The sequence below is a fragment of the Bacillus sp. EB106-02-03-XG38 genome (assembly GCF_058792175.1).
Genome location: NZ_JBYTED010000001.1, coordinates 372,363 through 396,363, shown reverse-complemented (window position 1 = coordinate 396,363; position 24,001 = coordinate 372,363). Strand labels below are relative to the sequence as shown.

20 protein-coding genes, 4 pseudogenes and 1 other annotated feature are annotated in these 24,001 nt (G+C 33.4%); of the genes and pseudogenes, 4 read left to right on the top strand and 20 right to left on the bottom strand.

The features are described 5' to 3' along the window. Nucleotides 1–19 precede the first annotated feature (19 nt). The 5 genes and pseudogenes from AC3WTI_RS01980 to AC3WTI_RS01960 form a co-directional block, all read right to left on the bottom strand. Nucleotides 20–949: an aminoglycoside phosphotransferase family protein gene (locus AC3WTI_RS01980; protein ID WP_087956311.1), complete on the bottom strand. Its 930-nt coding sequence runs from the start codon at nucleotides 947–949 to the stop codon at nucleotides 20–22. Between the two features lie 84 nt (nucleotides 950–1,033). After that, complete coding sequence (locus AC3WTI_RS01975) at nucleotides 1,034–1,669, bottom strand: HAD family hydrolase (RefSeq protein ID WP_142286517.1); 636 nt, start codon at nucleotides 1,667–1,669, stop codon at nucleotides 1,034–1,036. Between the two features lie 107 nt (nucleotides 1,670–1,776). After that, complete coding sequence (locus AC3WTI_RS01970) at nucleotides 1,777–2,364, bottom strand: YpjP family protein (RefSeq protein WP_001134412.1); 588 nt, start codon at nucleotides 2,362–2,364, stop codon at nucleotides 1,777–1,779. Between the two features lie 282 nt (nucleotides 2,365–2,646). Then, nucleotides 2,647–3,846: pseudogene (locus tag AC3WTI_RS01965) on the bottom strand (ABC transporter permease). Next, on the bottom strand, nucleotides 3,839–4,549 hold the full coding sequence (locus AC3WTI_RS01960; protein ID WP_087956309.1) for an ABC transporter ATP-binding protein: 711 nt from the start codon (nucleotides 4,547–4,549) through the stop codon (nucleotides 3,839–3,841). The pseudogene AC3WTI_RS01965 and the gene AC3WTI_RS01960 overlap by 8 nt, the downstream one beginning before the upstream one ends. Before the next feature lie 153 nt (nucleotides 4,550–4,702). Between AC3WTI_RS01960 and AC3WTI_RS01955 the strand changes: the two genes are divergently transcribed. Both AC3WTI_RS01955 and AC3WTI_RS01950 read left to right on the top strand, forming a co-directional pair. Further along, the gene (locus tag AC3WTI_RS01955) at nucleotides 4,703–5,134 is read left to right on the top strand and encodes a GNAT family N-acetyltransferase (RefSeq protein ID WP_087956308.1); all 432 of its coding nucleotides are present in this window, start codon (nucleotides 4,703–4,705) and stop codon (nucleotides 5,132–5,134) included. Between the two features lie 29 nt (nucleotides 5,135–5,163). After that, nucleotides 5,164–5,691: an HAD-IIIA family hydrolase gene (locus AC3WTI_RS01950; protein WP_097841440.1), complete on the top strand. Its 528-nt coding sequence runs from the start codon at nucleotides 5,164–5,166 to the stop codon at nucleotides 5,689–5,691. Between the two features lie 57 nt (nucleotides 5,692–5,748). On the opposite strand, the gene AC3WTI_RS01945 is transcribed toward AC3WTI_RS01950, so the two are convergent. From AC3WTI_RS01945 to AC3WTI_RS01920, 6 genes are all read right to left on the bottom strand, one after another. Further along, complete coding sequence (locus AC3WTI_RS01945) at nucleotides 5,749–6,189, bottom strand: GNAT family N-acetyltransferase (protein WP_087956306.1); 441 nt, start codon at nucleotides 6,187–6,189, stop codon at nucleotides 5,749–5,751. After that, the gene (locus AC3WTI_RS01940; RefSeq protein WP_179192004.1) at nucleotides 6,186–6,665 is read right to left on the bottom strand and encodes an SAM-dependent methyltransferase; all 480 of its coding nucleotides are present in this window, start codon (nucleotides 6,663–6,665) and stop codon (nucleotides 6,186–6,188) included. Before AC3WTI_RS01940 ends, AC3WTI_RS01945 begins: the two co-directional genes overlap by 4 nt. A gap of 81 nt (nucleotides 6,666–6,746) precedes the next feature. Continuing rightward, on the bottom strand, nucleotides 6,747–7,445 hold the full coding sequence (locus AC3WTI_RS01935) for an aspartate/glutamate racemase family protein (protein ID WP_097841439.1): 699 nt from the start codon (nucleotides 7,443–7,445) through the stop codon (nucleotides 6,747–6,749). Nucleotides 7,446–7,594: 149 nt separating this feature from the next. Then, a complete protein-coding gene (gene eutG, locus AC3WTI_RS01930) occupies nucleotides 7,595–8,797 on the bottom strand; it encodes an alcohol dehydrogenase EutG (RefSeq protein WP_097841489.1) in 1,203 nt (400 codons plus the stop codon). A gap of 52 nt (nucleotides 8,798–8,849) precedes the next feature. After that, nucleotides 8,850–10,289 carry a GntP family permease gene (locus AC3WTI_RS01925; RefSeq protein WP_097841438.1) on the bottom strand — a complete coding sequence of 480 codons (1,440 nt, stop codon included), beginning with the start codon at nucleotides 10,287–10,289 and terminating at the stop codon, nucleotides 8,850–8,852. A gap of 205 nt (nucleotides 10,290–10,494) precedes the next feature. After that, nucleotides 10,495–11,160, bottom strand: a complete 666-nt coding sequence (locus tag AC3WTI_RS01920) for an HAD family hydrolase (protein ID WP_087956302.1) — start codon at nucleotides 11,158–11,160, stop codon at nucleotides 10,495–10,497. 193 nt (nucleotides 11,161–11,353) lie between these two features. Between AC3WTI_RS01920 and AC3WTI_RS01915 the strand changes: the two genes are divergently transcribed. After that, nucleotides 11,354–12,151: a lipid II flippase Amj family protein gene (locus AC3WTI_RS01915; protein ID WP_097841437.1), complete on the top strand. Its 798-nt coding sequence runs from the start codon at nucleotides 11,354–11,356 to the stop codon at nucleotides 12,149–12,151. Nucleotides 12,152–12,181: 30 nt separating this feature from the next. Beyond that, nucleotides 12,182–12,757, top strand: a complete 576-nt coding sequence (locus tag AC3WTI_RS01910; protein ID WP_097841436.1) for a nucleotidyltransferase family protein — start codon at nucleotides 12,182–12,184, stop codon at nucleotides 12,755–12,757. 38 nt (nucleotides 12,758–12,795) lie between these two features. Here AC3WTI_RS01910 and AC3WTI_RS01905 read toward each other — a convergent pair. The 9 genes and pseudogenes from AC3WTI_RS01905 to AC3WTI_RS01865 all read right to left on the bottom strand — a co-directional run bounded on the left by AC3WTI_RS01905 (nucleotide 12,796) and on the right by AC3WTI_RS01865 (nucleotide 23,984). After that, nucleotides 12,796–13,661 (bottom strand): annotated as a pseudogene (locus AC3WTI_RS01905) (alpha/beta fold hydrolase). A 75-nt stretch (nucleotides 13,662–13,736) separates the two neighbouring features. Further along, complete coding sequence (locus AC3WTI_RS01900) at nucleotides 13,737–15,077, bottom strand: sodium-dependent transporter (RefSeq protein WP_087956298.1); 1,341 nt, start codon at nucleotides 15,075–15,077, stop codon at nucleotides 13,737–13,739. Nucleotides 15,078–15,193: 116 nt separating this feature from the next. Then, nucleotides 15,194–15,442, bottom strand: a binding site (T-box leader). A 107-nt stretch (nucleotides 15,443–15,549) separates the two neighbouring features. Continuing rightward, a pseudogene (locus AC3WTI_RS01895) lies at nucleotides 15,550–15,684 on the bottom strand (PepSY domain-containing protein); the annotation flags it as partial. A gap of 628 nt (nucleotides 15,685–16,312) precedes the next feature. After that, complete coding sequence (locus AC3WTI_RS01890) at nucleotides 16,313–16,969, bottom strand: hypothetical protein (RefSeq protein WP_097841434.1); 657 nt, start codon at nucleotides 16,967–16,969, stop codon at nucleotides 16,313–16,315. An 88-nt stretch (nucleotides 16,970–17,057) separates the two neighbouring features. Then, nucleotides 17,058–17,177 (bottom strand): annotated as a pseudogene (locus AC3WTI_RS01885) (SseB family protein); the annotation flags it as partial. Between the two features lie 69 nt (nucleotides 17,178–17,246). Beyond that, complete coding sequence (locus tag AC3WTI_RS01880; protein ID WP_097841433.1) at nucleotides 17,247–18,002, bottom strand: DUF975 family protein; 756 nt, start codon at nucleotides 18,000–18,002, stop codon at nucleotides 17,247–17,249. A 164-nt stretch (nucleotides 18,003–18,166) separates the two neighbouring features. After that, nucleotides 18,167–20,929, bottom strand: coding sequence for a hypothetical protein (locus tag AC3WTI_RS01875; RefSeq protein ID WP_142306576.1), 2,763 nt, complete (start codon nucleotides 20,927–20,929; stop codon nucleotides 18,167–18,169). A gap of 23 nt (nucleotides 20,930–20,952) precedes the next feature. Next, nucleotides 20,953–23,628, bottom strand: a complete 2,676-nt coding sequence (locus tag AC3WTI_RS01870; RefSeq protein WP_087956294.1) for a tetratricopeptide repeat protein — start codon at nucleotides 23,626–23,628, stop codon at nucleotides 20,953–20,955. 83 nt (nucleotides 23,629–23,711) lie between these two features. After that, a complete protein-coding gene (locus tag AC3WTI_RS01865) occupies nucleotides 23,712–23,984 on the bottom strand; it encodes a WXG100 family type VII secretion target (protein ID WP_000136048.1) in 273 nt (90 codons plus the stop codon). Between the last annotated feature and the right edge of the window lie 17 nt (nucleotides 23,985–24,001).

The following is a 24,001-nucleotide window of genomic DNA, read 5'->3' as shown; positions in this document are numbered from 1 at the left end:
TGAACCACACCTACCTTTTCTATTTCATATCAATCTTTTCTGGTTGAAACCAAATCGGCTTTAATAGCTCAAAATCTTTATGATCCTCTAAAACGATAGTAAGGCGTTCTAACGTATCCTCTAACATATGCGGTGCTGCTCGTAATGACCATACAACTGATGAGAAAACTGTCATGCCCACGTATACCGCGTATAATTTCCAAAACTCCTCTGGTATTCTCTCATTAAAGTATCCTTCTATTTGTCCGATTGAATACGGAATACTAATATCCCTTGCAAATAGCGCAATTTTCACGAAATCATGAAGTGGGTCGCCCCAGTCGTAGCCATTAAAATCAACAACACCTACATATTTCCCATCTCGTACAATTATATTTTCTAAATGAAAATCATCGTGTTGAAATCGATTTGGGCGGTTCTTTAAATATATTTCATTTTCATCTATAAACTTAATGATTTTATCATCATTTTTTATTTTTATTCCACACGTTTTATATGCCTCTACATATTTTCGATGTTTTTTCATTGCTCTTTCATACCACGGAAGGATATCATTAGGAGCTTCATATGTATGCATTTTTGCTAAATCTTTTCCTGCCTCTATACCAATCTCATATTGTTCTTTTGGTGAATACGTAGGCAATAGTTTCTTCGCATCTTCCCCTTCTATATATGAGAAAATACTATATACACCTTCTTCTTCCAATATATCTATTTCAATCGGCCTTTGTGCCTGTACGTTACGTTTTACCATTTCATTTAAAATTTGAAATTCTATTTTCCTTCTTTCATACTCTTTTATATCGCCAATCCGTAACAAATATTTTTCATTATCAATTGTCGTAACTATATATTTCTTATCTGGTGAGAAACCTTTAGAAATTTCTTCAATATTTGCTGCATCTTTTACTATCTGTATATTATTTTGCCATGCGGTAATTGTTTTCATCTATATTCCCCTTACATTTCTACATTTGTTTTATACGCTACCCAAAATTCAATATGATGAATGCCTGCACGAAGTGTATTCATATTAAGAATATGCCCCTTGTACTACTTGTACAATTTCCATTGGTGTATTGACCATATAATCTGGTGCATCTTTTTTCACTGTTTCAATGACATCATACCCCCAAGATACCCAAATTACATTCACCCCAGCCTTTTTACACGCTGCTACGTCTCGCTGTTCGTCACCGACGTAAAACATATCTTTCTCTGTTATTTTTTTCGATTTTAAAAATCTTTTTATCATTTTATCTTTACCGAACAAATTTTTAGAACAATATACTTCTTGTATATTTTCTATATCATTATTGTGTAAAAATGCCCGAATATGCTCTTCTGAGTTCGATGATATGACTGCAATTCCGTATCCTTTTTTATGTAGTTCCTCTAATACATCCTTCATCCCATGAAACAAAATGAGATCTTTTATAGCAGGTTGATACAATTTATAAAATTCCAGTGCTAATATCGGTAGTTTATACAGTGGTACATCGAGTTGTTTACATCTTTCTGGCATCGTTAATTTACGTAAATACTCAATTTCTTCTTCCCTTACCGTTTTATATCCATGCTTTTCAGCAATTTGATTATAAATTGGTACAAATATATTTTGTGAATCTACTAATGTGCCATCAAAATCAAAAACAATATATTTTTGCATTCTCATACTCCCTTTACTTGTTTTTCCTAAACCTATTTTATTCAACACCGTAGTTGTCTTACCCTTCTATACATATAAAAAAAGAACAAGATTTTCTCTTGTTCTTTTTAAGAAAGCCATTTTGGCGGTACATTCGTATTCCAATAAATATTTCCTAATTCATGATGTCCTGAGTACCCATCATCAAAACGGTGATAGTGGAAATTAAAATAGTAACCATCTTGCGGTGGATGATCTCTCCTTACATGAAATCGCAATAAGTCATTTCCTGATTTCGTGTCATAAACGTGAAAGATTTTTTCATTATTCCCACCAGCTGGTTTTTGAGAAATCGCTAATGATTGTAGCGAATCTTCTGGTACATCATTGGCAAGTTCAGCAATTGCCTCTTCAATTTTCGGTAATATTACATCTTTAAACTCATCTTCAATTACTGGACCAATTTTAGTGCCAAACTTTTGCATCGACTGTTTCTCTGCTTCTTGCATTGCATACGTAATAAAAGTATCGGTGGTTAACCTGTCATTCGTTTCTTCATATGTATAGGACGTACTCTCCAAATTTTGTTGCCCAGCTGTGCTTGTAGGCTTGTCCGCAGCTTTGGCATTATCAAGCAATATGGAAGGAGGCGTCACTAAACCAAATGTAAATACGGTAATTAAGGCGACTAAGGTTTTTCTAAACCAATTTGGCATGTATATTCCCTCCCCTTTCACTCATTATATTTTATATAACGGTTGTTTCTTCCATTATACAAAATGATTGTAATTTTTGCACTTTACAATTTTGTTAACGTTCACATATTTTTCACTTGAATATGAAATTGTAAGATTTCATACAATAAAATACAACAACAATGAGGAGGCGATCATATGTCTTTAGATGTCATGTATTCCGCCGCAAGCATACTCGTTTTAGCATATTTTCTTTATCAATGTGTGACAGATTAGAAAAAGAGCCATTTTCCGGCTCTTTTTTTATGGTAAAAATACAATCCAACCAATCCATACTATAAAAAGAATCCCGGCAATTACAGCTAGTAATAAATAAAAATGAGAAAGGATAACTATTCCATACAAAAGTAGTACTGGAAATAATAAATAGCGATCTGCCTTCCATCTTAACAATAGTAATTTTCCTTCATCACAATATAAATGAAGAAACATTTTTTTCGAAAATTCATTCCAATAATCGCGCGCATAACGAGAAATTCCAACTAAAGTAAATGCAAGAATAATAGCTGCAATCCACCTCGGACTCATAATAATACTGACTGTACTTATGCATAGAAGTTGAATATAAAATATTCGCGCACTACTTGTACGGAAAAATTCTTTTAAAAAGGATTCAACAATACGAGATTCCTTTTTCTTTCCTAAAAACTTTTTAGAACGCGGAAACATCCATGGTTTTTTATTCGAACTACTCGGTTTAGCTGTATGACCACCAACTTGCATAATCCCACTCGTCCAGCGCATACTTTCTTCTTTCTCTGTCTCAACTTCTTTAAAAAAACAATTTTTATAATTCAATTTTTCTTTTATCAATACGATAATTAGAAAAACTGCTAGACCGATACATAGTATAGAATAAAATGGATTTTTATAAATAAGAAACAGACTCAATCCAAAAAAGGTTAAACTTATAGAAAACATTACATTTTTCATAATCTATAGTAGCCATCGTTTCCCCACACGTATATGAATAAATCTCGTTAATAACGACAATAAAAATCGAAATACAGTAAAGAATACCCAAAATAATACGACTTGTATTTTCGTTACTCCAATACTTTTCATCAATACTGGTAACATAGCAGCTACTACCACTACATTCGTTATCGCTATTCGAATAAACGTATATGTCATGCCATACTGGATTAATTTTTGCATGTGAGCGGGATACGAAATTAAAAATAAACTATCCGCTTGTTCAAAAAATGAACGAACTCCTCTCGAATATGTAATCACATAAAAAGCGAATAGACCTAACCCAAAATAAACTGTCTCTCCCATCGATAATTCTTCTATCCATAGTGAACGATAATAAATCCCTATAAATATAAGTGCTGGAATAATAATATATAGCGCGACTGTCCAATCAGTTATAGAACGTATGGACTTCCATTTCCGTCCCAGTTCATGACGCAATCTTTTATAAAATTGTTGTTTAATCATGCTGTTCACGCCTTACAATTACATCAAAACAGTCTAATAATGAACTCCCTGGCATTTCCGCTAACGTTTGGATAGATTCTAAATGTCCATCTGCGACTAATGTACCTTGTGAAATGAGTAAAAATCTCTCACAAATTCTTTCAGCTGTATCTAATACATGTGTACAAAGTAAAATTCCTGCGCCACGTTCTTTCTCTTTATATAAATAACTTAAAAACTCTTTCGTAGCTACTGGATCTAAACCGATAAAAGGTTCATCAATAATATAAAAATCTGGTTCAGTTAAAAATGCCAAAATGAGCATCGATTTTTGTTTCATTCCTTTTGAAAACTTTGATAAATACTCATGTTTATGTTTATCCATTCGAAACATATGTAATAATTCTTCAGCTTTCTTTTCCCAGCTTCCTACTGCGTTCTCGCGAGCAGCCATTAATAGTTCAATATGTTCCCATAGCGTTAAATAATCATAATATGTCGGGTGCTCCGGCACATATGCATAAGGGTTCTTTTTTTCACCGAATGATATTTCACCATTCATATTTACAAGTAAACCGAGCATCGTTTTAATTGTCGTACTTTTCCCAGCACCATTCGCACCAATAAGTGCAACTAATTCACCTTTTTCAATTGAAAAGGCAATATCATGAATTATCTTTTCCCCTATATCATAACCGGCAGTGCGGATATTCACGTCTAACATACATTCCCCTTCTTTCCATTTCCAATGCAAACTAGGAAAAGAATAACATATAACTATCTATATATCATTATAAAATATTTATTTTCATAGCAGGAATAAATATTTTTTAACAGAATACTTAATGTTTGATTACATTTAATTGGAGTGGATAATATGTCTTTTCAAATTCGTGAAGCTACGATAGACGATATAGATGCACTTTGCTCTTTAACAACAGAACTAAAAGGTTCCTCTATTTCGTATGAGGATATGAACAACCGATTACAATTCGTACAAATGAGTCCTTTTGATTTTTTATATGTTTATGAGGAAGAAGAAACTATATTTGGATTACTTGGGTTTCGTATACGTGAAAATTTAGAAGATGTAACTCGTTATGGGGAAATTTCAATTATTAGCGTTGATTCTACAATACGACGAAAAGGCATTGGGCAAGTATTAATGGATTACGCAGAGCAATTAGCAAAGACACATAATTGTATCGGCACATGGCTAGTCAGTGGAACAAAAAGATTAGAAGCACATCCTTTTTATAAAAAATTAGGCTATGAAGTGAATGGATATCGATTTGTAAAGCATTTTTAAACTATCTATAAATGGAAAGGACTAAAACTATGACAAACATCGAAGCTATTTTTATTGATCGTGATGGTACAATTGGTGGTGACACTACAATACATTATCCGGGATCTTTTACATTATTTCCGTTTACAAAAGCAGCTTTGCAAAAACTAAAAGCTCAAAATATAAAAATTTTCTCTTTCACAAATCAGCCAGGTGTCGCAGACGGGATAGCAACTGTTGCTGATTTTGCACAAGAATTAAAAGGTTTCGGCTTTGATGATATATACATATGTCCTCACAAACACGGTGATGGTTGTGAATGTCGTAAACCAAGTACAGGTATGCTGCTACAAGCAGCCGAAAAACACGACCTTGATTTAACAAAATGCGCTGTAATTGGTGATCGCTGGACTGATATCGTTGCAGGAGCAACGGTACATGCGACAACGATATTAGTGCGTACAGGCGCTGGATACGATGCTTTACATACGTACCGAGACAAATGGGCACATATTGAGCCAAACTACATTGCAGAAAACTTTGAAGATGCTACAAATTGGATTTTAAATCAACTGTAATACAAATGAAAAGAGACGTTTTTATAATGAAAACGTCTCTTTTCATTTTATTTTTTTTTAAAACGTTAATTCATAATGGAAATAACGATTATCTCTCAAATAACCATTTTCAGCGTATAATCGCTGCGCTGATAAATTATCAATCTCTGTTTGTAATTTTACACCTTTTGCACCATTTTCTAAGGCAAATTCTTTAGCCGCTTCTAATAATTTTTTTCCTGTTCCTGCCCCGCGCTTAGTAGCTTGTACAAACAGATCATTTAAAATCCATAATTCTTTCATCGAAATAGAAGAAAATGATGGATATAATTGCGTGAATCCAATATATTCACCGTCTTCAACTGCCACGAAAATAACAGATTCCTTTCTCTCAATTCGATTTCGCAAAAATACTTTTGCTCCGTCTATATCGGAATCTTGTCTATAAAACATACGATAATTATTAAAAACTGATGCTAGTCCATCTAAATCTGCAATTGTTGCCTCATATATTCTCATTTTACTCCATTCCCCTTCCAATACTGTTTCATTATATCCGTTGCCCATTTAGGCTGTACAATTTCTTCTGTCGGCATAAACTCTTTCATTACCGGCTTTATATCCAATATAGGGGTGCCATCAATAGCATCTAATCCCTCAACAATAATTGATTTACCTTCTCTTTTGATTACCTTTGCAATTGTTGCTCCTATGCGATTCGGACGATTTTTCCCGCGCTGTGCAAAAATGCCTACTTTAGGATAATCATTATTATTTCTAGGATGTCTAGCAAAATATTGAATTTGTTCATCAGTTACTTTATGAAAATAAAAAACAACTTCAATATGAGAAAAATCTTCAATCCCTTGTATACTTTCTTCTGTATACATTTCATTTAAAGTAATATAGGATCTTACTTCTCCCCACTCATCATCTTTTATTTCCTTTCTTTCATTATGTACAAATGCGATTGGTTGAACTGAAAACATACGCATTCCCCCTTAAATGTAACCACTTACATTATAAAATATTTTCTGAATGTTTTCCACAAACACGCATTAGGTTACATAATATAATTATAATCTATTTTGTAAAGCGAAATTAACTGCTTCAACTGCATGTATATGAGTTGTGTCGAATATCGGAACTGATACGTCTTCCTGCTTTATTAATAATCCTATTTCTGTACAACCTAATATGATTCCTTGTGCCCCTTGTTGTACTAGCTCTTCTATAACTCTTTTATAATACTCCCTAGATGGAGATGTTATCTTTCCTAAACATAATTCTGTATATATTACTTCATTTATCTTATCTCTATCCTTTTTTGATGGAACTATTACTTTTATATGATCTTCCTCTATGCGTAATTTATAAAAGTCTTGTTCCATTGTATATTTAGTTCCAAGCAAACCAACCGTTTGAATGTCTTTCCTTTTCATTTCTTTCGCAGTTGCATCAGCGATATGTAAGACTGGAATATGAATATTCTCCTTTATTTTCTCAATTACTTTATGCATTGTATTCGTGCAAATAATTATAAAATCTGCTCCTCCCCTTTGTAACGCATATGCTGCATTCCCTAATACTTCTCCTGCGCCATTCCAATCTCCGTTAGACTGGAATCGTTCAATCTCTTCAAAATCCACACTATTAATCATACATTTTGCTGAATGTAACCCTCCTAATCTCACTTTTATTTCTTCATTTATAATTCGATAATATTCAGACGTTGATTCCCAACTCATACCACCAATTAAACCTATTGTTTTCATGAAAAATAACACCTACCTCATACTATTTTCAACAACTAATCGCTACATTTTATTATGTATATTATTCATAATAAAACAAGACTTTACGTTCAAAATATAAAGTCTTGTTTTAACTATTTCCAAGGAAATTTTATAAGAATATTCTGAAATTAATTATCTAATATTTTTATAGAATCTTCATATTGATAATGAAAACACTCTCGATACAACTGTTTAATTTCATCATATGATGGCACACGTGGATTATTTGCTGGACTTCCACTTTCAATTGCATCAGATGCCATTTTAGAAATAGCTTTTTCAAACTCAACCTCACCAATTCCATATTCTTTTAAATTTGGAATACGAAGATCAAAGCAAAGTTTTTTTATTTCCCCGAGCGTGTAATCGGCTACTTCTTCATCACAGTAGGAATACATATCTTTATTTAAACAACGTCCAATTTCCGCTAGTCTTTTTATTGCACTCACTTTTGTATATTCTAAAACTGTCGGTAATAGTATTGCATTCGATATACCATGTGGTACATGAAATAACGCACCTACTGGTCTTGACATTCCATGAACTAATGTAACAGATGCATTTGAAAATGCGATTCCAGCTTGTAAGGATGCTATCATCATCGCTTCTCTTGCCTCCATGTTCTCACCGTCTTCATATGCAATACGTAAATATTTCATAATACTTTCAATTGCGGAAAGAGCTATTACATCTGTAAGTGATTGTGAAACTTTAGAAATATATGCTTCGACTGCATGACATAATGCATCTATCCCTGTTGCTGCTGTAATGTGAGGTGGTACCGAACGTGTTAAAATTGGGTCAATAATCGCTACTTGCGGGGTAAAACTTGGATGCTTCATCATCATTTTTACATCTGTTCGTTTATTCGTAATTACTGCTACACTTGTTACTTCCGATCCAGTTCCAGAAGTTGTTGGGATTGCAATAAGTGGTAGCGGATCATTGTCTATTTCCATATCCTTTTGGACATAATCTTCCACTTCTCCACCATTTGTATATAACACCGCAACTGCTTTCGCTGCATCGATACAACTTCCACCACCAATACCAATAATAAAATCACACTTTCCTTCTTTACAAAGTGTTAACGCTTCTAACACGTGTAAATTGGTAGGCTCAGCATTCACTTTATTATATGTAATAACAGTAATACCTTTCGTATTTAATTGTTGTATACACCTCTCGACATATCCTAAATCCTCCATAATTGTATCCGTAACTATAAATGCTCTTTTCCCCAACTTTTTAGATTGTTCCCCCAGTTTTTCAAGCGAATTTCTTCCATATAATACAGACTTCGGCATACGAAACTCAGCAACTTCTTGCAAGTACTCCACCCCTTCTTCCCCTAATTAATATTTTAGTTCATAACATATCGACTTAATAAATTCCTGTTACTGTATAGAATGCAATAACTAAAAATACAGCAACCGTTTTCAAAACAGTAATTGCAAAAATATCTTTATATGACTGTTTATGTGTTAAACCTGTAACTGTAAGAATAGTAATAATTGCTCCGTTATGTGGTAATGTATCCATTCCTCCTGATGCCATTGACACGATACGATGCATTACTTCTAATGGAATATCGAATTGATTGGCCGCTGCAATAAACTTATCTCCCATCGCACTTAAAACAATTCCCATTCCTCCTGATGCAGAACCTGTAATTCCAGCTAAAATATTCGTCGTGACTGCTCCATTCACTAGAGGATTTGTGAATGTGGCAGAAATGCCATCTCTCATAATCGCAAATCCTGGAAGTGCTGCGATGACACCACCGAATCCAAACTCAGCTCCTGTATTCATCGTTGCAAGTAGCGCTCCACCAATACTTGTATTCAATCCAGCTTGAAATCCTGTTACTACACGTTTCCAATATAATAATAACGTAGTTACTATACCTATAATAAGTGCCAATTCTACTGACCAGATTCCAACTACTGCACTTAATTCTACTTTTCCAAATGACTTCATACCAATAGCTGAAAAATCAAAACCATTCGGATACCACTTCGGTATCATAATAGTAAAAATTTTATTCATTACACCTACTAAAATAAGTGGTATAAAAGCAATCACTTGTTGTGCTCTTGTAATTTCAATACTTTTCAGTAACGGCATATCTTTTTGTTCTGCTTGTAAAGAAGCTGCCATTTCAGTATTCCCATCGTTAAAACCAAAATACCCTTCTCCTGCTGCCTTTGCCTTCTTACGTCTACTCTCTAAATATAGTAAACCTAACGTAAGTACAAAAATTGCCCCTACAATACCAAGTATCGGTGCAGCGTAGATGTCCGTTTTAAAAAACGTTGTAGGTATTACATTTTGAATTTGTGGTGATCCAGGTAGCGCATCCATTGTAAACGTGACTGCTCCAAGAACGATTGTTCCAGGGATTAAACGTTTTGGAATATTCGCTTGTCGAAACAACTTAGCTGCGAACGGATATACAGCAAACACTACTACATACACACTAACGCCACTATACGTTAAGATAGCACCCATTAATACAATCGCTAAAATCGTACGTTTTTCACCAACTAACTCTATAATTGTCTTTGCAATCGAGTCCGCAATTCCTGACATTTCTACTACTTTCCCAAATATTGCCCCAAGTAAAAATACAGGAAAATATAGCTTAATAAAACCTACCATTTTCTCCATAAAGATATTAGAAAAGAAAGGTAATACAAAACTAGGCTCTGTCAAAAATACCGCAAATAATGCAAAAATCGGTGCAAATAATATAACAGAAAAGCCTCTATAAGCTACAAACATTAGTAAACTAAGTGCTAATAATATAATAACTAGCTCCAATTATACCCCTCCATTAAACTGAAAATTCAAACTTTTATTATTAAACTTCTACTGATCTTTTATTTCTGACATTCCTCCTCTTATTCATACAAATTTTTTATGCTAAAAATGTCTAATTATAAGTATTCGATTACATATGAAAAATCCCTTTAAACAAAAACGATTTCATCGTCATCTGTCATAAAGGGATTTTTAGTCTCTATATTTACTTTTTTACCAAACTATTTTCTACACAAAAATAATGTAATTCTTTTATATCATTTACTATATGAGTCGCACCAACTTCATTCAATTCTGTTTCACTACCATAGCCATATAATATACCGACTGAAGCAATTCCATTATAATTCGCCCCTATTATATCGTGTTTTCTATCTCCAATCATAACAATTTCTTCTTTATTAAGATCTTCATTTGTTTGTAGAATATGAGCAATGATCTCTTCTTTCTTTATTCTCGTACCATCTAAATTACTTCCAATGATATCTTGGAAATAATCCGTTAGTTGAAAATGCTCTAATACTTGTTTTGCAAATACAGTAGGCTTTGAAGTTGCTATAAATAAACGATTTCCGGTATCTTTTAATTGTTTTAAAAGATTTGGAATACCCTCATAAACATTATTTTCTAACAATCCACGCTGCTTTAAATACTCTCTGAAATAAAAAACAGCTCGTTCAACTTCTCCTTCATTCATATTGTATCTCTCTACCAATGATTGCTGAATGGGCGGACCGATAAATGATTCCAACTCACTTACATGTAATTCTTCAATTCCAAGCTGCTTTAATGCATACAATACTGAATTTACAATTCCTTCTTTCGGATCCGTCAATGTTCCATCTAAATCAAATAGAAATGTTGTATACAAATTTAATCCCCTCACTCATTTTTACTTTATATATTATATGGAAGGCTTATTCATGCCCACCTTTTACTATACTATCATTATTTATCTTTTCGAAATATTTTTCCTTCTATGTCACATACTTTCAGTTACAAAGTGTAATACATATGTTAAAGTAAAAAAGTTACAATTATTTTAATAGAAACTGGTGAATCTAATGTCAATTACCTTAATTGTTATAATGGTTTTCACAATTGTTATTCACGCGGTTGAAACAAGCTCTTATAGTATTCGATTAGCTGGAGTGCGTTTAAAGAGAATTGCTGTTGCTTTGTCTGTCGTAGGCATGGTGTTACTTATATCAAGAACATCTAACATGCTACAAGCCTTTTTAATCGGCGGAATCGTCGATGAGGCAAAACGAGACGCTTCCATTAATTTAGAACATACTATACGGCTCATTCTATTATCCGCCTCTGTCGGTACTTTACTTGCGATTATACTGTATCCAACTTTGACCAAATTATTTGGATACGTCATTCAAAACTTTGAAACAAATGGTTCTTTCATTCGAATGATGAAAACAAATAACATTCAAAAATTAAAGTATACAAAAAAATACGTACGCTTTCCAAAATTAGAAATGATTCATAGACTGCGTATCGGTGGTATTCCAAAACGTATTATGCTTATTAATATGTTTGCTACTGCAATTTATACAGCTGGTGTTCTTTCAGCCCTATACGCTTCCTTTTTACTTCCAGCTTACGCAACAAAAGCTACTACAGCTTCCGGCCTTATTAATGGTTTTGCTACAATTTTATTAACAGTGCTGCTTGATCCACGTATCGCACTTTTAACAGAGCGAGCTCTTCAATCAGAAGAAGGTGCTGAAGCAATGAGTAAAATGTATGGTTGGTTAATGATTTCTAGACTTTTCGGTACGTTATTAGCACAACTATTATTCATACCAGGTGCTTATTGGATCACATGGATTATAAAACTAATGAATTAGTCCTCAATTAAAAAGTAGGTGGGATAACAAATGACAATCCAAACAGAGCAAGATATAATTCACTTAATAGAAAACGACGAATGGATGATGAATATATTACAAATGGCAAAATCACTACAATTACCTGATTGGTGGATTTGCGCCGGATTTGTTCGCTCTAAAATTTGGGATACTTTACATAACTATGAATCTAAAACAGCTACGCCTGATGTTGATGTAATTTTTTATGATAGTCTACATAAAGATGAGATATACGAACAATCTTTAGAAACGAAATTAAAGAATATGGATGCTACTATCCCTTGGTCTGTAAAAAATCAAGCTCGTATGCATGTATTGAATAATATGCCACCGTACTCTTCTTCTGTTGATGCTATTTCTAAATTTCCTGAAACGGCAACGGCTTTAGGAGTTACACTTGATGAGCTAAACAACGTCATATTAACGGCTCCATGTGGTATTGAAGATGTGATAGCCTTACAAGTGAGACCAACAGATCATTTTCTTGAAACAAAAGAACGATTACATATGTACAACGCTAGAGTTACTAAAAAGAATTGGCAAAACAAATGGCCTAACATAACAATTACTTATCCAAAAATATAAAAAAGGAGCTTCGTATTATACGAAGCTCCCTTTCTATTTTATTTCAAAAACTCAATGACTATTTCAGCAAAACGATCTGCTTCCTCATAATGCGGTGTATGTCCACTCTCTTCAAATGCGATACACTTGCCGTTTCGAGCGTCTTTATTAAACGTTTCAATTTGTTTTTCACACGTTACTGCATCGTGTTTTCCTACAATTAATAACATTGGGTTTGTTATATCTTTTATTTTAGGTAATAATGAAGTATGGAATACTCCTTCTAATTTTAATCTATCAAAATGGGTCTTGGAGCGATTTGAAAATACTTCCCACTCTTCATCACTATATAAACTCTCGTCTGTCACATCTTCCTTATTATTGTAAATCTCTCTTCTAATTCATCACTTAGTCTTATATAAGCTTCTAACAACTCTTCTGAACTAGCATTGCTAGATGAATACGCAAGAGACTCTTCTGCTACTTCTTCTTTTCCATACTTTTTTAATAAGTTACCTGTCTTTTGTAACAAACCTTTACTTGTTAATGCAAAATCGAAAGTTGGCCCTTCAAATATGATTTTCTCTATTGAACTTGGATAAATCGACGCATATAACAACGCTACATATCCACCGAAAGAATGTCCAATTACAGACCACTTATCAATTTGTAATGCTTTTCTTAGTTCCTCACAGTCTTCAATTAAATCATGTAATCCAAAAGCTTCGTCCTCAGTAATTTCTTCTGAGCGACAAACACCCCTTTGATCTATCATAATTACAAATAAAGAATCTTTTAAACGTTCCGCTTGATGAAATGAAAAATCATAGCAACTTTCTCCTGGTCCACCATGTAAGTATAGGACTGGTTTATTTTTAGGGTTTCCATGCGTTTCAACGTATAGCTTTTTGCCTCTAATATTCATGTATTTCCCTACTTCTATCAAATTTGCCTTTATAATCATCACCTTCTTTTTCACTGAATATTATAACACTTTATCTTAAATAATACCTATTACATTTAAAAAGACGATGATAATTGCGAGCGGTGCTACAAATCGAAGTAAAAACGCCCAACAAGTAAATACTTTCTTTCCATAATTACCACCTACAAAAAACTCTGCTTCTAGTACCTTCTTCTCCATTTTGAATGAAACGAAAATACTAATAAATAGTGCTCCAAGGGGCATTAATATATTACTAGATAAGAAGTCTACTGCATCAAAAATATTCTTTCCAAAAATCGTAATATCACTCCATATTCCAAACGATAATGCTGATGGTATACCTACTAAGAAAATGCCGAAACCGATCATCCATGATAATTTCGTTCTCTTTTCTTGTTCACCATTTGCTAATGCTGAAACAACTGTCTCTAATAGTGAAAAAGCTGATGTTAATGTCGCAAATGTAAATAGTGCAAGAAATACTGTTAAGAAAACCCCACCGAATGGAATTTGACTAAATACTGATGGTAATACGATAAATAGTAATCCAGGCCCTTCTGTTGGCTCCATTCCTAATGAAAATACGGCCGGAAAAATAGCAAGACCTGCAAATAATGAAACAAATAAATTCAATCCAACAATTGTTATTGCTGATTTTGGTAAACTTTCTTTTTTATTTAAATAGGAACTATACGTGACCATAATCGAAATACCGATACTAATTGCAAAGAAAGATTGGCCCATTGCGAACAAAATACTTTCTGAAGTAATCTTTGAAAAATCTGGTTGTAAGAAAAACTTCACACCTTTCATTGCATTATCAAGTGTTAACGAGCGAACAATAAGAGCGACAAATAAAACGAACAATGCTGGCAACATATATTTACTTGCTTTTTCAATCCCATTTTGTACTCCCTTTGATACAACCCAAATCGTAATGAACATAAAAGCGAAATGTCCCATAATCGCCCAAGCGGGATTTCCAATTGTTTCAGTAAATAATGCTCCGTAATTTTGCCCTGGAGTAATAAGTTGCCCCGTTACTCCTCTGAACAAATAAATGAATACCCATCCACCTACAACACTATAAAACGAAAGTAGTATAAAACACGTTCCAACGCCAAGGCGTCCAATCCAGTGCCATCCTGTATTAGGTGCGATACTTTTAAATGCGCCAACTGCTTGTTTCTGCGTACTACGTCCAATCATAAATTCAGCTATAAGTAACGGCAGCCCAATTAGTACAGTAAATAATATAAATATTAGAAAGAATGCTCCTCCCCCGCTCTTCCCAGCTATATAAGGAAACTTCCATATTGCGCCAAGCCCAATTGCCGATCCTGCTGCAGCCATTATAAAACCTAATTTCGAAGTCCATTGCTCTGTCTGTTTCATCTTATTTTCCCCCTAATTAAATCTTTTTATATAAATAATAGAATTTTATAAACCAGTCCAAATAAACCCTCCATTTCTATTTCCATAAAATAAAAAAATGGCCCAACGTCTCTATATAAAGAGACGCTAAGCCATTTACTTAACGCGGTACCACTCTTATTGATTCCATTATGAATCCACCTTAGTAGTAATCGTTTGATTACAAACCTAATATCGAAGGTTAACCGTTAAGATTTACTAAGAATGTGATTCCGTTCCACCTTACTGCTCCTAGGCGAGTTCAGGATGTCATTTGACTATGTCACACCAACCCATAGCTCTCTGTACAAATATACGACCTTACTACTCCTATTCAACACAATTAAATATTTAGAATATATTTTCTTTTGAAATTAATATGAAGTATATCGGTTATATTAGTAACTGTCAAGGGGTATATTAAAATTTGTTGAGAAACCTTTTTTATTTTTCGCTATCCATCATCATCACCGTGATCATCAGTACCTTCTTCTGGATTATCTTCATCTTGTTGTTGTGATGACTCTTTTTGTTGAATAGCGTTATTTACCGCTGTAGTAGACATGACTCCACCTGTTATTGGATGTACTCCATCTACACTATATTTTATTTCAGTGTACGTTTCGATTTCATCAAAATCACTAAAGCATCCTAACCATAAAGAAACATCGTTTTTCATTTTTTATCTCCTCAAACCTTCTGGTAAATACATAATGCCATTTTTTATTCTATTTTCAGCCCACTCATTAAGCCCTTTAAAAAACTTTCATAGTCAGAAGTAGAATCAATAATCTTTAACATTTAATTATGTATTTTTGTCGAGCCTCTTCTTCCATGACGACCAGGTGGATTTACAAATTCAACATCTTTAGTCAGAGACCTCATTTCTTTAATATCATCCCTACTAATTCCCCACCGCTTAAATTTAGGAGTTCTTGCTACAAGATGCCACTCATGGTATCCTCCTGAGCGTCTAATCCTATCTTCTATTTTACTTCTCAACTGAGGATTATTCTACATTTCCTCAAATTCTTTTACTGTTAGATTATCAAACCATTTATTAAACTCATTGTTTCTTACTGATGGAATTTTCACATCACTTAAACGCTTACTATTCCCACTAGTACTCTTACTACCTTCACCCGTACCCTTATTTAAAAACAAAAGCGATAATTGGGTTACCAATTATCGCTTACTAATTCAAATCATTTGATGTACTATAAAGTAACAATTATTTTATTATCTATGATAGTTCTAAAATTGGTGTAATTTCTCATCATGTTATTACCATATGCACTAACTGCTTCATTACTACACACCATACTTTCATAGTTATCTTTAAATTCTTTTTTTATTGACTCTTCCAAACTGGCATAGTATCTTTTGATAGCTTCCTCTGCCAATTCACGCGACCCGTGCGTTAATATAAAATTAATATCTATCATATAACCCTTTTGAGGATAAAAACCCTTTTCAACAACCTCTTTTACAAAGTTATTTAAATCATTTGTGCACTTTTCTAAAATTGGCATAAATACACTATTTAACCAATTAGTGAATTCATTAACTGTCCGCTCCCACTCTTCCTCATTTGCTATGTTCCAATATAACTGATCGCTTGGTACATTGCACTGACGTGTATTAATATGAAATATTTTATCTTTAGATTTTAAAGGAAGAATTGCACATTCACCATAAAATACTACATTTTTATCAAATATATTATTCCAACTTGTATAAAGGAGTACCTTATAAATGAAATTTTTATCTTTTTTACTCATCCAATGACCTGACTTAGAATATTTCCAACCATTATCTAAATACTTTTCAGATATTAGATTACATACATATTCAAATGCTTTATTCGCTTTCATATTACATCTCCAATTCAAACTACCTAAGATTCATATATTTTAAACTCAATCCTTAAATCTTGAGTATTCTCCCTAAAATTCTCCAATAATTTGCAACAACGTATAAATTTGATTTCTGTAATATCTCATAAAAACGAACTCTTTTTTCTTCATTCTGTAAAACTTCCACTAACGTCTCATCTAATGGACAAATTTCTAGTAAACTCATTGAACTACACTCTTTATTTAAAATAACTTCGCCACCTTACTTAAAGTAAGATGGCGAATGTTAAATCCTTTATTTTTGAATATTGATAACTGGTACTTCATTTGTATTATTAGTTCTATTTACTAGATTTAGGTAGAAATGTGATACTGTAGTAGTATAATATGGCGTAATCCAAAGATATGGAAGATTTAGTGTAAATATTCCCACCAATGAACCTAAAATAAACCACCCAATGAAACTTAACCAAGTGATAAATAAATCTAACTTATGTCCTTTCATCATCATTTTACTTTTTTTAATTGCTTCACTTGCTGTACATTCTGGATCCTCTAACATAATGTAGTAAGCCATAGAATAAGAGAAAAATTTAATAATACCTGGAACAATGAACAAAAGACTCCATAAGCTAATAAATATTGTTTGTAAGATACCTAATTTCATAGCTCTAAATATATTTTTTGAATTGAAACCAGCAAATAAATCACCTATTGTGGTAGATTCATTTTTCGCTAAACGTAATGTGATTGTATAATAGCCGTAACTCATAACACTTTGTACAACAATATAAAGAATAAAAATAATAGCCCATACAATAATTTGAGATAAAATCAATCCAAAATTAATTTGAGGTTCGCCATATGAATAATATACAAAGTTCTCAGGTCCTATAATATCTATAAACAAACCCAAAATTAGAAATACTACTATACCAATGATATACATACTTGCTACGGGGATGAGATAATTAAGAAACGTTGAACCTACCCCTAATCCCCATCGGCCTTTCAATGAGGCTAATGCTTCTCTTTTTAAATTGCTAATCATCTTTTTTCCACCTTTCAAATTCTGTATTATGCATAGTGTGGCTTTAATGAATAATTAATGAGTTTAGTAAAATTCAAATTTCTACTAAACTCATTAATATTTACTCCTTATGCGAAATAATTTCGCCATCTTACGCAAAGTAAGATGGCGAATGTTAAATCCAATTATTTTTTAACGTTCATAGCTTTAATTTTTTCTACATTCTCTTTTGCTTGTTTCGTTATTTCTCCATTAATAGCTTTTTCATATTTATCACGAGTTAAAAATTCAAAACATTTATACGCATTATTCGTATCAGTTGCAGACATATATCCTGCACCTTTATTAAACATTTTTAGAGCTACCGTATTCATCCACTCTTTTGCATCTGCTTCTGGATATCCTAGTTCCATAGAGTGGTAAGTTAATTCAATTGCTGAAGCTAAATCTTCAATCGTATCTTTATTCCCGCTTACCTTTGCAGCTTCAAATGTACTCAAATACTCAATTGCCGCTTTTACCCCATCTTTAATTCCTAATTCTTCAATACCTGGTGTTTTATATAAAATTTGATAGTTGTTTAACGCTGATTTATATTGCGTTTTTTCTAACTGTTTTGCTTCTTTAATTACAAGACCAGCTACATTAGAAAATCCTGTTTTGTCAACCACACCGCGTGAAGCTGCTTGACCATAATAATGTAAAGCATTATACAGGCTCGTTTGTCCTTCTTTATTTGCTTCATCACCTGCTAATTGCACAAGTTGAATTCCCTCCATTTTTTTTGATGCATTATCAATCATATTCATACCACTAATTTGGCCAATCGTTTTATCAATATCTTTTAACTGTGCAAGTAATGTGTATGATGGTAATAATGTTTTACCTACTTCACTTTGCCATCCTGTCGTTCCATTCATTTTATTCCATTCATTTTCTGTATCTGTCCATAATTTATTCGCATAATTAACCATTTCTTCTCTTGAACGTTCCAATGGGTGCTTTGTACGAATTGCGTTTGCAATATTTAATACTGCTGTATAATATTCTCCATTATTTGCAGCATCGTTTGCTTTTCTTTCAAACATTAGCGGCATTAATAACTTATGAGATTCATCTTGAACGGATTTTTCTACTCTTGTCGTATTTGCTAATAAATTCGCTTTATTTATAGCATCTTCGACTTTGAAATTAGAATCTTTAATTTGTCCACGAAGTCCCTCTACAGCCGCACTAAATTGCTGTTCTAATTTTTCTTTTTGTTCTCCTGTTGCACCGTCAATATACTTATTTGCTAATAGTAAAGCATTTTCATATTGTGGATTCGTTGGATTTAAATATGTTTCTATTTGATCGATTTCTTGACTAAATGGTTCAGATTTTACTTGTGCTTTTTGAGTACTTGAATCGATATTATTTGTTTTCTCGTTATTTTTGGTACCTCCAGTCTTAGCATCTTTTTGGTTTTTCTCAGTTGTTGTACTTGTTGCCTCATTTTCTTCTGTAACTGCTTTTCCTTCATTACTGCTAGTATTTTCTTTTACAGGGCTTGCTTTTTCTTGTATCTCAGTTGCAGACTGCACTACTGTTGTTTGGATATTAAGGTTCTGTAATTCTTCTTGTAATAGCTTGTTGAAAATATCTTCTACACCTTGATTCGCTTTTTCTACTAATGTAGGATCTACGCTTTCAAGTACTGATGTAACTAAATAAAATTTACTTAATGCTTGTTCTAAAGATGCTACATCCCCTGTATTTGACCACTCTCTTTTTTCTTCTATTGCTGTTTGATAAACTTTTTCTGCTACAGATTTAATATAATCTTTCTTATTTTCACTTAAATATCTTTGTAATTCTTCTTGTGTAGTAACCGATTCATTTAATACATTCATTTGGTTACGTAAATAGAATAGTGCTCTCTCATTTGAATATTCACCACTTGTAAGAATTTGTTCTACATTATCTAATGCTAACTTATGTTCAGCTATCGATTTTGATTTTGATGGTGTATTCAATTGGCTAACGAGCGTCCAGTCTTCTTTTTTGCTATAGTAGTTTGTTAAATTATTTAATGCATTTTCATCCAGTTCTTTTTGACTCGTATAAAAATCATTAAAGAAAACAGATGAATAGTATTTTCCATTTCCAGCGTACCACTCAACTAAAATATCACCCGTTTTTGGTGATACTGTAATTGTTGGGTGTGTTGGTTCTGGATCCGGCTTTGGTTTTGTGTCTGTATCTGGTTTTGGTTTTGTACCTGTATCTGGTTTTGTGTCTGTATCTGGTTTTGTACCTGTGTCTGGTTTTGTGTCTGTATCTGGTTTTGTGCCTGTATCTGGTTTTGTGCCTGTATCTGGTTTTATGTCTGTATCTGGTTTTGTGCCCGTATCTGGTTTTGTACCTGTGTCTGGTTTTGTACCTGTGTCTGGTTTTGTACCTGTGTCTGGTTTTGTACCCGTGTCTAGTTTTTGTCCGTCTCCTTCTTGTACATTTGGCTGCTGTTTATTATCATTTGCTTTCCCCGGTTCTGCCACAGGTCCAACCATATTAGTTGGTAAATCTAGTTTTTGTGGAGTTGGTGCATCTGATAATTTGATTTGTGGATCTTTCTTTTCCACCGATACTTCATCAGGTTTATACGTTACTGGCGTAATTGGTGATTTATTATTTCCAATTAAGTCTGCTAAATTAATAGTTGGTTTTTCGCCGGGTTTTTCATCTTTTTTTGCAGGATCAGCGACTAAATTGGGGAACATAGACTGTAAATCGCCCCCTGTAATACGATCATCTTTTTTCTCTTCTGTATTACTTGCTAGTTTTACTTGTTCTTTTCCTGCTGTCTTAAAGCCTTTGTCATACACAAGATATCCTGACGTCCCAAATAAAGCTACTGACATTACTGATATAGCGACTTTTTTCCCTAAGTTATTATTGTTTTCCTCCATGTCCTGTTCCCCTTTTCCTATCTTTATTGAATCCAACCGTTTGTTTTCATTTCTGTTAGTTTTTCTTGCGCAGCTTTCACTTCGGATTCATTTTCATTTGCTTGCACTGTTTTTCTTAAGAAACGACTTGCTTCCTCGTATTTTTTCTGTTTAATTTTAAACATACCGAATGCAAAATTCACATGTGGATTTTCATCGTTTTGTGAGTATGCTTCTGTGAAAAGCTTCTCTGCTTCATTCCCTTGTCCCACTTTATCGTATAAAATCCCTATATTTACAAGCGTATTTATGTCGCGTGTTCCACTGCTGACAACTCTATTGTAAGCTTCTAACGCTTGCTGATATGCAGCAGTACTCTTTGCACCATCTCGCGTTTCATAAAATTGACCCGCTTCGTAATACACAATTCCTAGTTGATTTAACAACTCAATATTTTTCATATCTTTTTGAATCGCTACTTGTAAAATGTGAGATGCTTGTTGATAATTCATTTCTTTCTTTGCACTATCAATTAGATTTGTTTTATTCCAAAGCACATATAAATTTGAAAGTTCAATTGTATATATGGCATTCTTTGAATCTTGCATAATAGCTTGTTTAAAGAAAGATTCTGCTTTGTCTAACTGTACCGTTGCGGTTGATAATTGACCTTTTAAATAAGAAACAATTGCCTTATCCTCATTTGTCTTCGTGCTCATTTTGACAATAACATCTTCCGCTTTTTCAAATTCTTTCATTTTCATATGACTTACAGCTAAATCTCGCATCGCATCTTTTTTGTATGGTTCAATTCCTTTTGCATTATTCGCTAACGCTTGTTCAAAATTTTGCACTGCTTCTTGATATTTTCCAATTCGGAAATTAGCTGAAGCTAATAGATAAGCAGCTTCATTATTTTCTTTATCGATTTCTCTATCTTTTATTAGTTTTGTAATATAATCGATTGCAATTTTATTTTTTCCTTCAGCAACGTAAATCGTTGCTAATTGGAGATAAGCCTCGTCTTTACCCTTCACAGCAATTGCATGTCCAACAGCTTCTTCAGCTTTTGTATATTTTTTATCATCATAAGCTTGTCGTGCTTGTTCCATAAACTTTTGATATTTAGCGTTTGTTGTGTAGAAATAAAATAACGTTGAACCACCTATAACAACCACTACAGTTGAACCAATAATCAAAATTCGCTTTTTATTCTTTTTCCACCATGTAGAAAAAGCCGACGGTTCGCTTTGTTCATGCGTTATTGTGAGTGGTTGATTTGATGCTTTTGCATTTAAAATTTCATCATCCACATCATATTCCACTTGTTTTTTCGTTTGTTTTCGGCTCTGTAGAATGCTATTTGGCACTGTAATTGTAGCTGCTACTTCTTGCTGCGACTGTGTTCCTTGCTCTTCTTTTATCTCTTCAATAATGCTTTCAATTTCCTGTTTTAACGCCTGGTCAATGTTTGGAAATTGTACGATTCGTGAATAGACGAAACAAGCAAATGCTGCATTGTTTTCTCGTTCCAATTCAGTAGCTAATTCCAAATAATGTTGTAGGACCATTTTATTATTTATTTCAGGCTCTTGACTCTCCATAGTTTGAATGATATATGCGAGTTCTTTTTGTAGAGCTTTTGATGGATTGAGTGAATTGAAAATTATTTTATACTCATATAATGCCGCTTGTTTAAATCCTCTCTCTTCTAATAATCTTGCAATTTCCAAACATTTTGATACAAAAAGAGAGTGTTCTTCTGCTGACTGCCTTTCCGCATCAATTTTTATTCTTTCTCTCGCGCTATTAAATACATTGTACCACTGTGCAAAGCTTGGGCATTCTGCGAAAGATTTACTGCTCCATGTCCGCTTAAATAATTTTGCAATTTCCCCGTTCCATTCATCATGTAATACTTGTTGAAGTAACGTATACCTTTCACATTCTGTCTGCATTTCTTCCGTTTTAAAGTAACTTGCATCCGTCCATTTTTTATTTCGAACTTCTTCACTACACCAACTTAATATTTCTCCCAATAAAATAGCACCAGCAAATCGATCGGCTTCTTTTTGCCATACTCCACTTTTTAAATACATCGGTGCGTAACCCGCTGAACCTGCTGGCAATAACGAAGGTCTTTTCGTTTTTGGGCCATACATTTGCTCAACATCAACAAGTTCGATATAGTGTTGACCTTTAATTGGATTTTCACTTAAGAAAGGTACAAGTATGTTGCTAGACGATAAATCATTATGAGCAACTTCATTTTCTTCCATCATTTTAAGTGTTGTAAGAAATGCTTCTGCAATAAAGAAACATTGTTCTTTTGATAACATTCGTTGCTCTTGTAAAATATCAGCCCAAGTTGGACCTTCAATCCAAGGCATTACAATACTGTTAGCAAGATCTTCTGATTTTTCAATTGCAGATATATGTTCTTCTTTAGTAACGATATAGCGTGAACATACTTTAAGACCCGCTATAGAAGAAAGTGGTTTCAAAAATGCTAGTTGATGTTTTTCCTCACGATAGCGTTCCTTAAAAACTTTTAATGCAATTCGTTCCATACCATTTTCATGTTGTAGTTGATAGACTGTTCCTTGTCTACCTTCTTGCCCATATGGCATTTCAATCCCAACTACTGCTGGATGTTTCTCAAACCGATAAACATCTTTATTAAGACTAATTTCTTCTCCTACTTCCGGTCGGAATCCCATTTTATCCCCTTACTCTCATATGACAATTTTTCATACAAAAGACCAGGAACAATAGCTCCCGGTCTTTTGCAATTGTTCTATTCTTAGTATGTGTTATCTGTACTACGGAATTTCTCAGCAATACGTTTTAGGTCTCTCGAAATTCCTTCTAAAATAGGAATGTATTGTTGCATTTTTTGTTTAGAATTTTCAAATTCCCCTCTGAATTTCGCTTGTGTTGACCCAGCCCATTGTCCATCTAAGCTTTTAATATCGCCTTCAAGTCTATTAACTTGACTTTGTGCTTCCGCAGCTGCGTTATTAAAGTTATTAGAAATTCTTTCAAGGTCTTCTGGTCTAATTTTAATTTCTGTCATTTTATTAATTTCCCCTT

Bases quoted from the DNA above. Each gene is read 5' to 3' on its own strand.
- AC3WTI_RS01975 (WP_142286517.1), bottom strand. From the start codon at position 1,669: ATGCAAAAATATATTGTTTTTGATTTTGATGGCACATTAGTAGATTCA.
- AC3WTI_RS01980 (WP_087956311.1), bottom strand. From the start codon at position 949: ATGAAAACAATTACCGCATGGCAAAATAATATACAGATAGTAAAAGAT.
- AC3WTI_RS01915 (WP_097841437.1), top strand. From the start codon at position 11,354: ATGTCAATTACCTTAATTGTTATAATGGTTTTCACAATTGTTATTCAC.
- AC3WTI_RS01940 (WP_179192004.1), bottom strand. From the start codon at position 6,665: ATGCGTATGTTTTCAGTTCAACCAATCGCATTTGTACATAATGAAAGA.
- AC3WTI_RS01880 (WP_097841433.1), bottom strand. From the start codon at position 18,002: ATGATTAGCAATTTAAAAAGAGAAGCATTAGCCTCATTGAAAGGCCGA.
- AC3WTI_RS01865 (WP_000136048.1), bottom strand. From the start codon at position 23,984: ATGACAGAAATTAAAATTAGACCAGAAGACCTTGAAAGAATTTCTAAT.
- AC3WTI_RS01970 (WP_001134412.1), bottom strand. From the start codon at position 2,364: ATGCCAAATTGGTTTAGAAAAACCTTAGTCGCCTTAATTACCGTATTT.
- AC3WTI_RS01935 (WP_097841439.1), bottom strand. From the start codon at position 7,445: ATGAAAACAATAGGTTTAATTGGTGGTATGAGTTGGGAATCAACGTCT.
- AC3WTI_RS01870 (WP_087956294.1), bottom strand. From the start codon at position 23,628: ATGGGATTCCGACCGGAAGTAGGAGAAGAAATTAGTCTTAATAAAGAT.
- AC3WTI_RS01900 (WP_087956298.1), bottom strand. From the start codon at position 15,077: ATGAAACAGACAGAGCAATGGACTTCGAAATTAGGTTTTATAATGGCT.
- AC3WTI_RS01890 (WP_097841434.1), bottom strand. From the start codon at position 16,969: ATGAAAGCGAATAAAGCATTTGAATATGTATGTAATCTAATATCTGAA.
- AC3WTI_RS01950 (WP_097841440.1), top strand. From the start codon at position 5,164: ATGACAAACATCGAAGCTATTTTTATTGATCGTGATGGTACAATTGGT.
- AC3WTI_RS01910 (WP_097841436.1), top strand. From the start codon at position 12,182: ATGACAATCCAAACAGAGCAAGATATAATTCACTTAATAGAAAACGAC.
- AC3WTI_RS01875 (WP_142306576.1), bottom strand. From the start codon at position 20,929: ATGGAGGAAAACAATAATAACTTAGGGAAAAAAGTCGCTATATCAGTA.
- AC3WTI_RS01945 (WP_087956306.1), bottom strand. From the start codon at position 6,189: ATGAGAATATATGAGGCAACAATTGCAGATTTAGATGGACTAGCATCA.
- AC3WTI_RS01960 (WP_087956309.1), bottom strand. From the start codon at position 4,549: ATGTTAGACGTGAATATCCGCACTGCCGGTTATGATATAGGGGAAAAG.
- AC3WTI_RS01955 (WP_087956308.1), top strand. From the start codon at position 4,703: ATGTCTTTTCAAATTCGTGAAGCTACGATAGACGATATAGATGCACTT.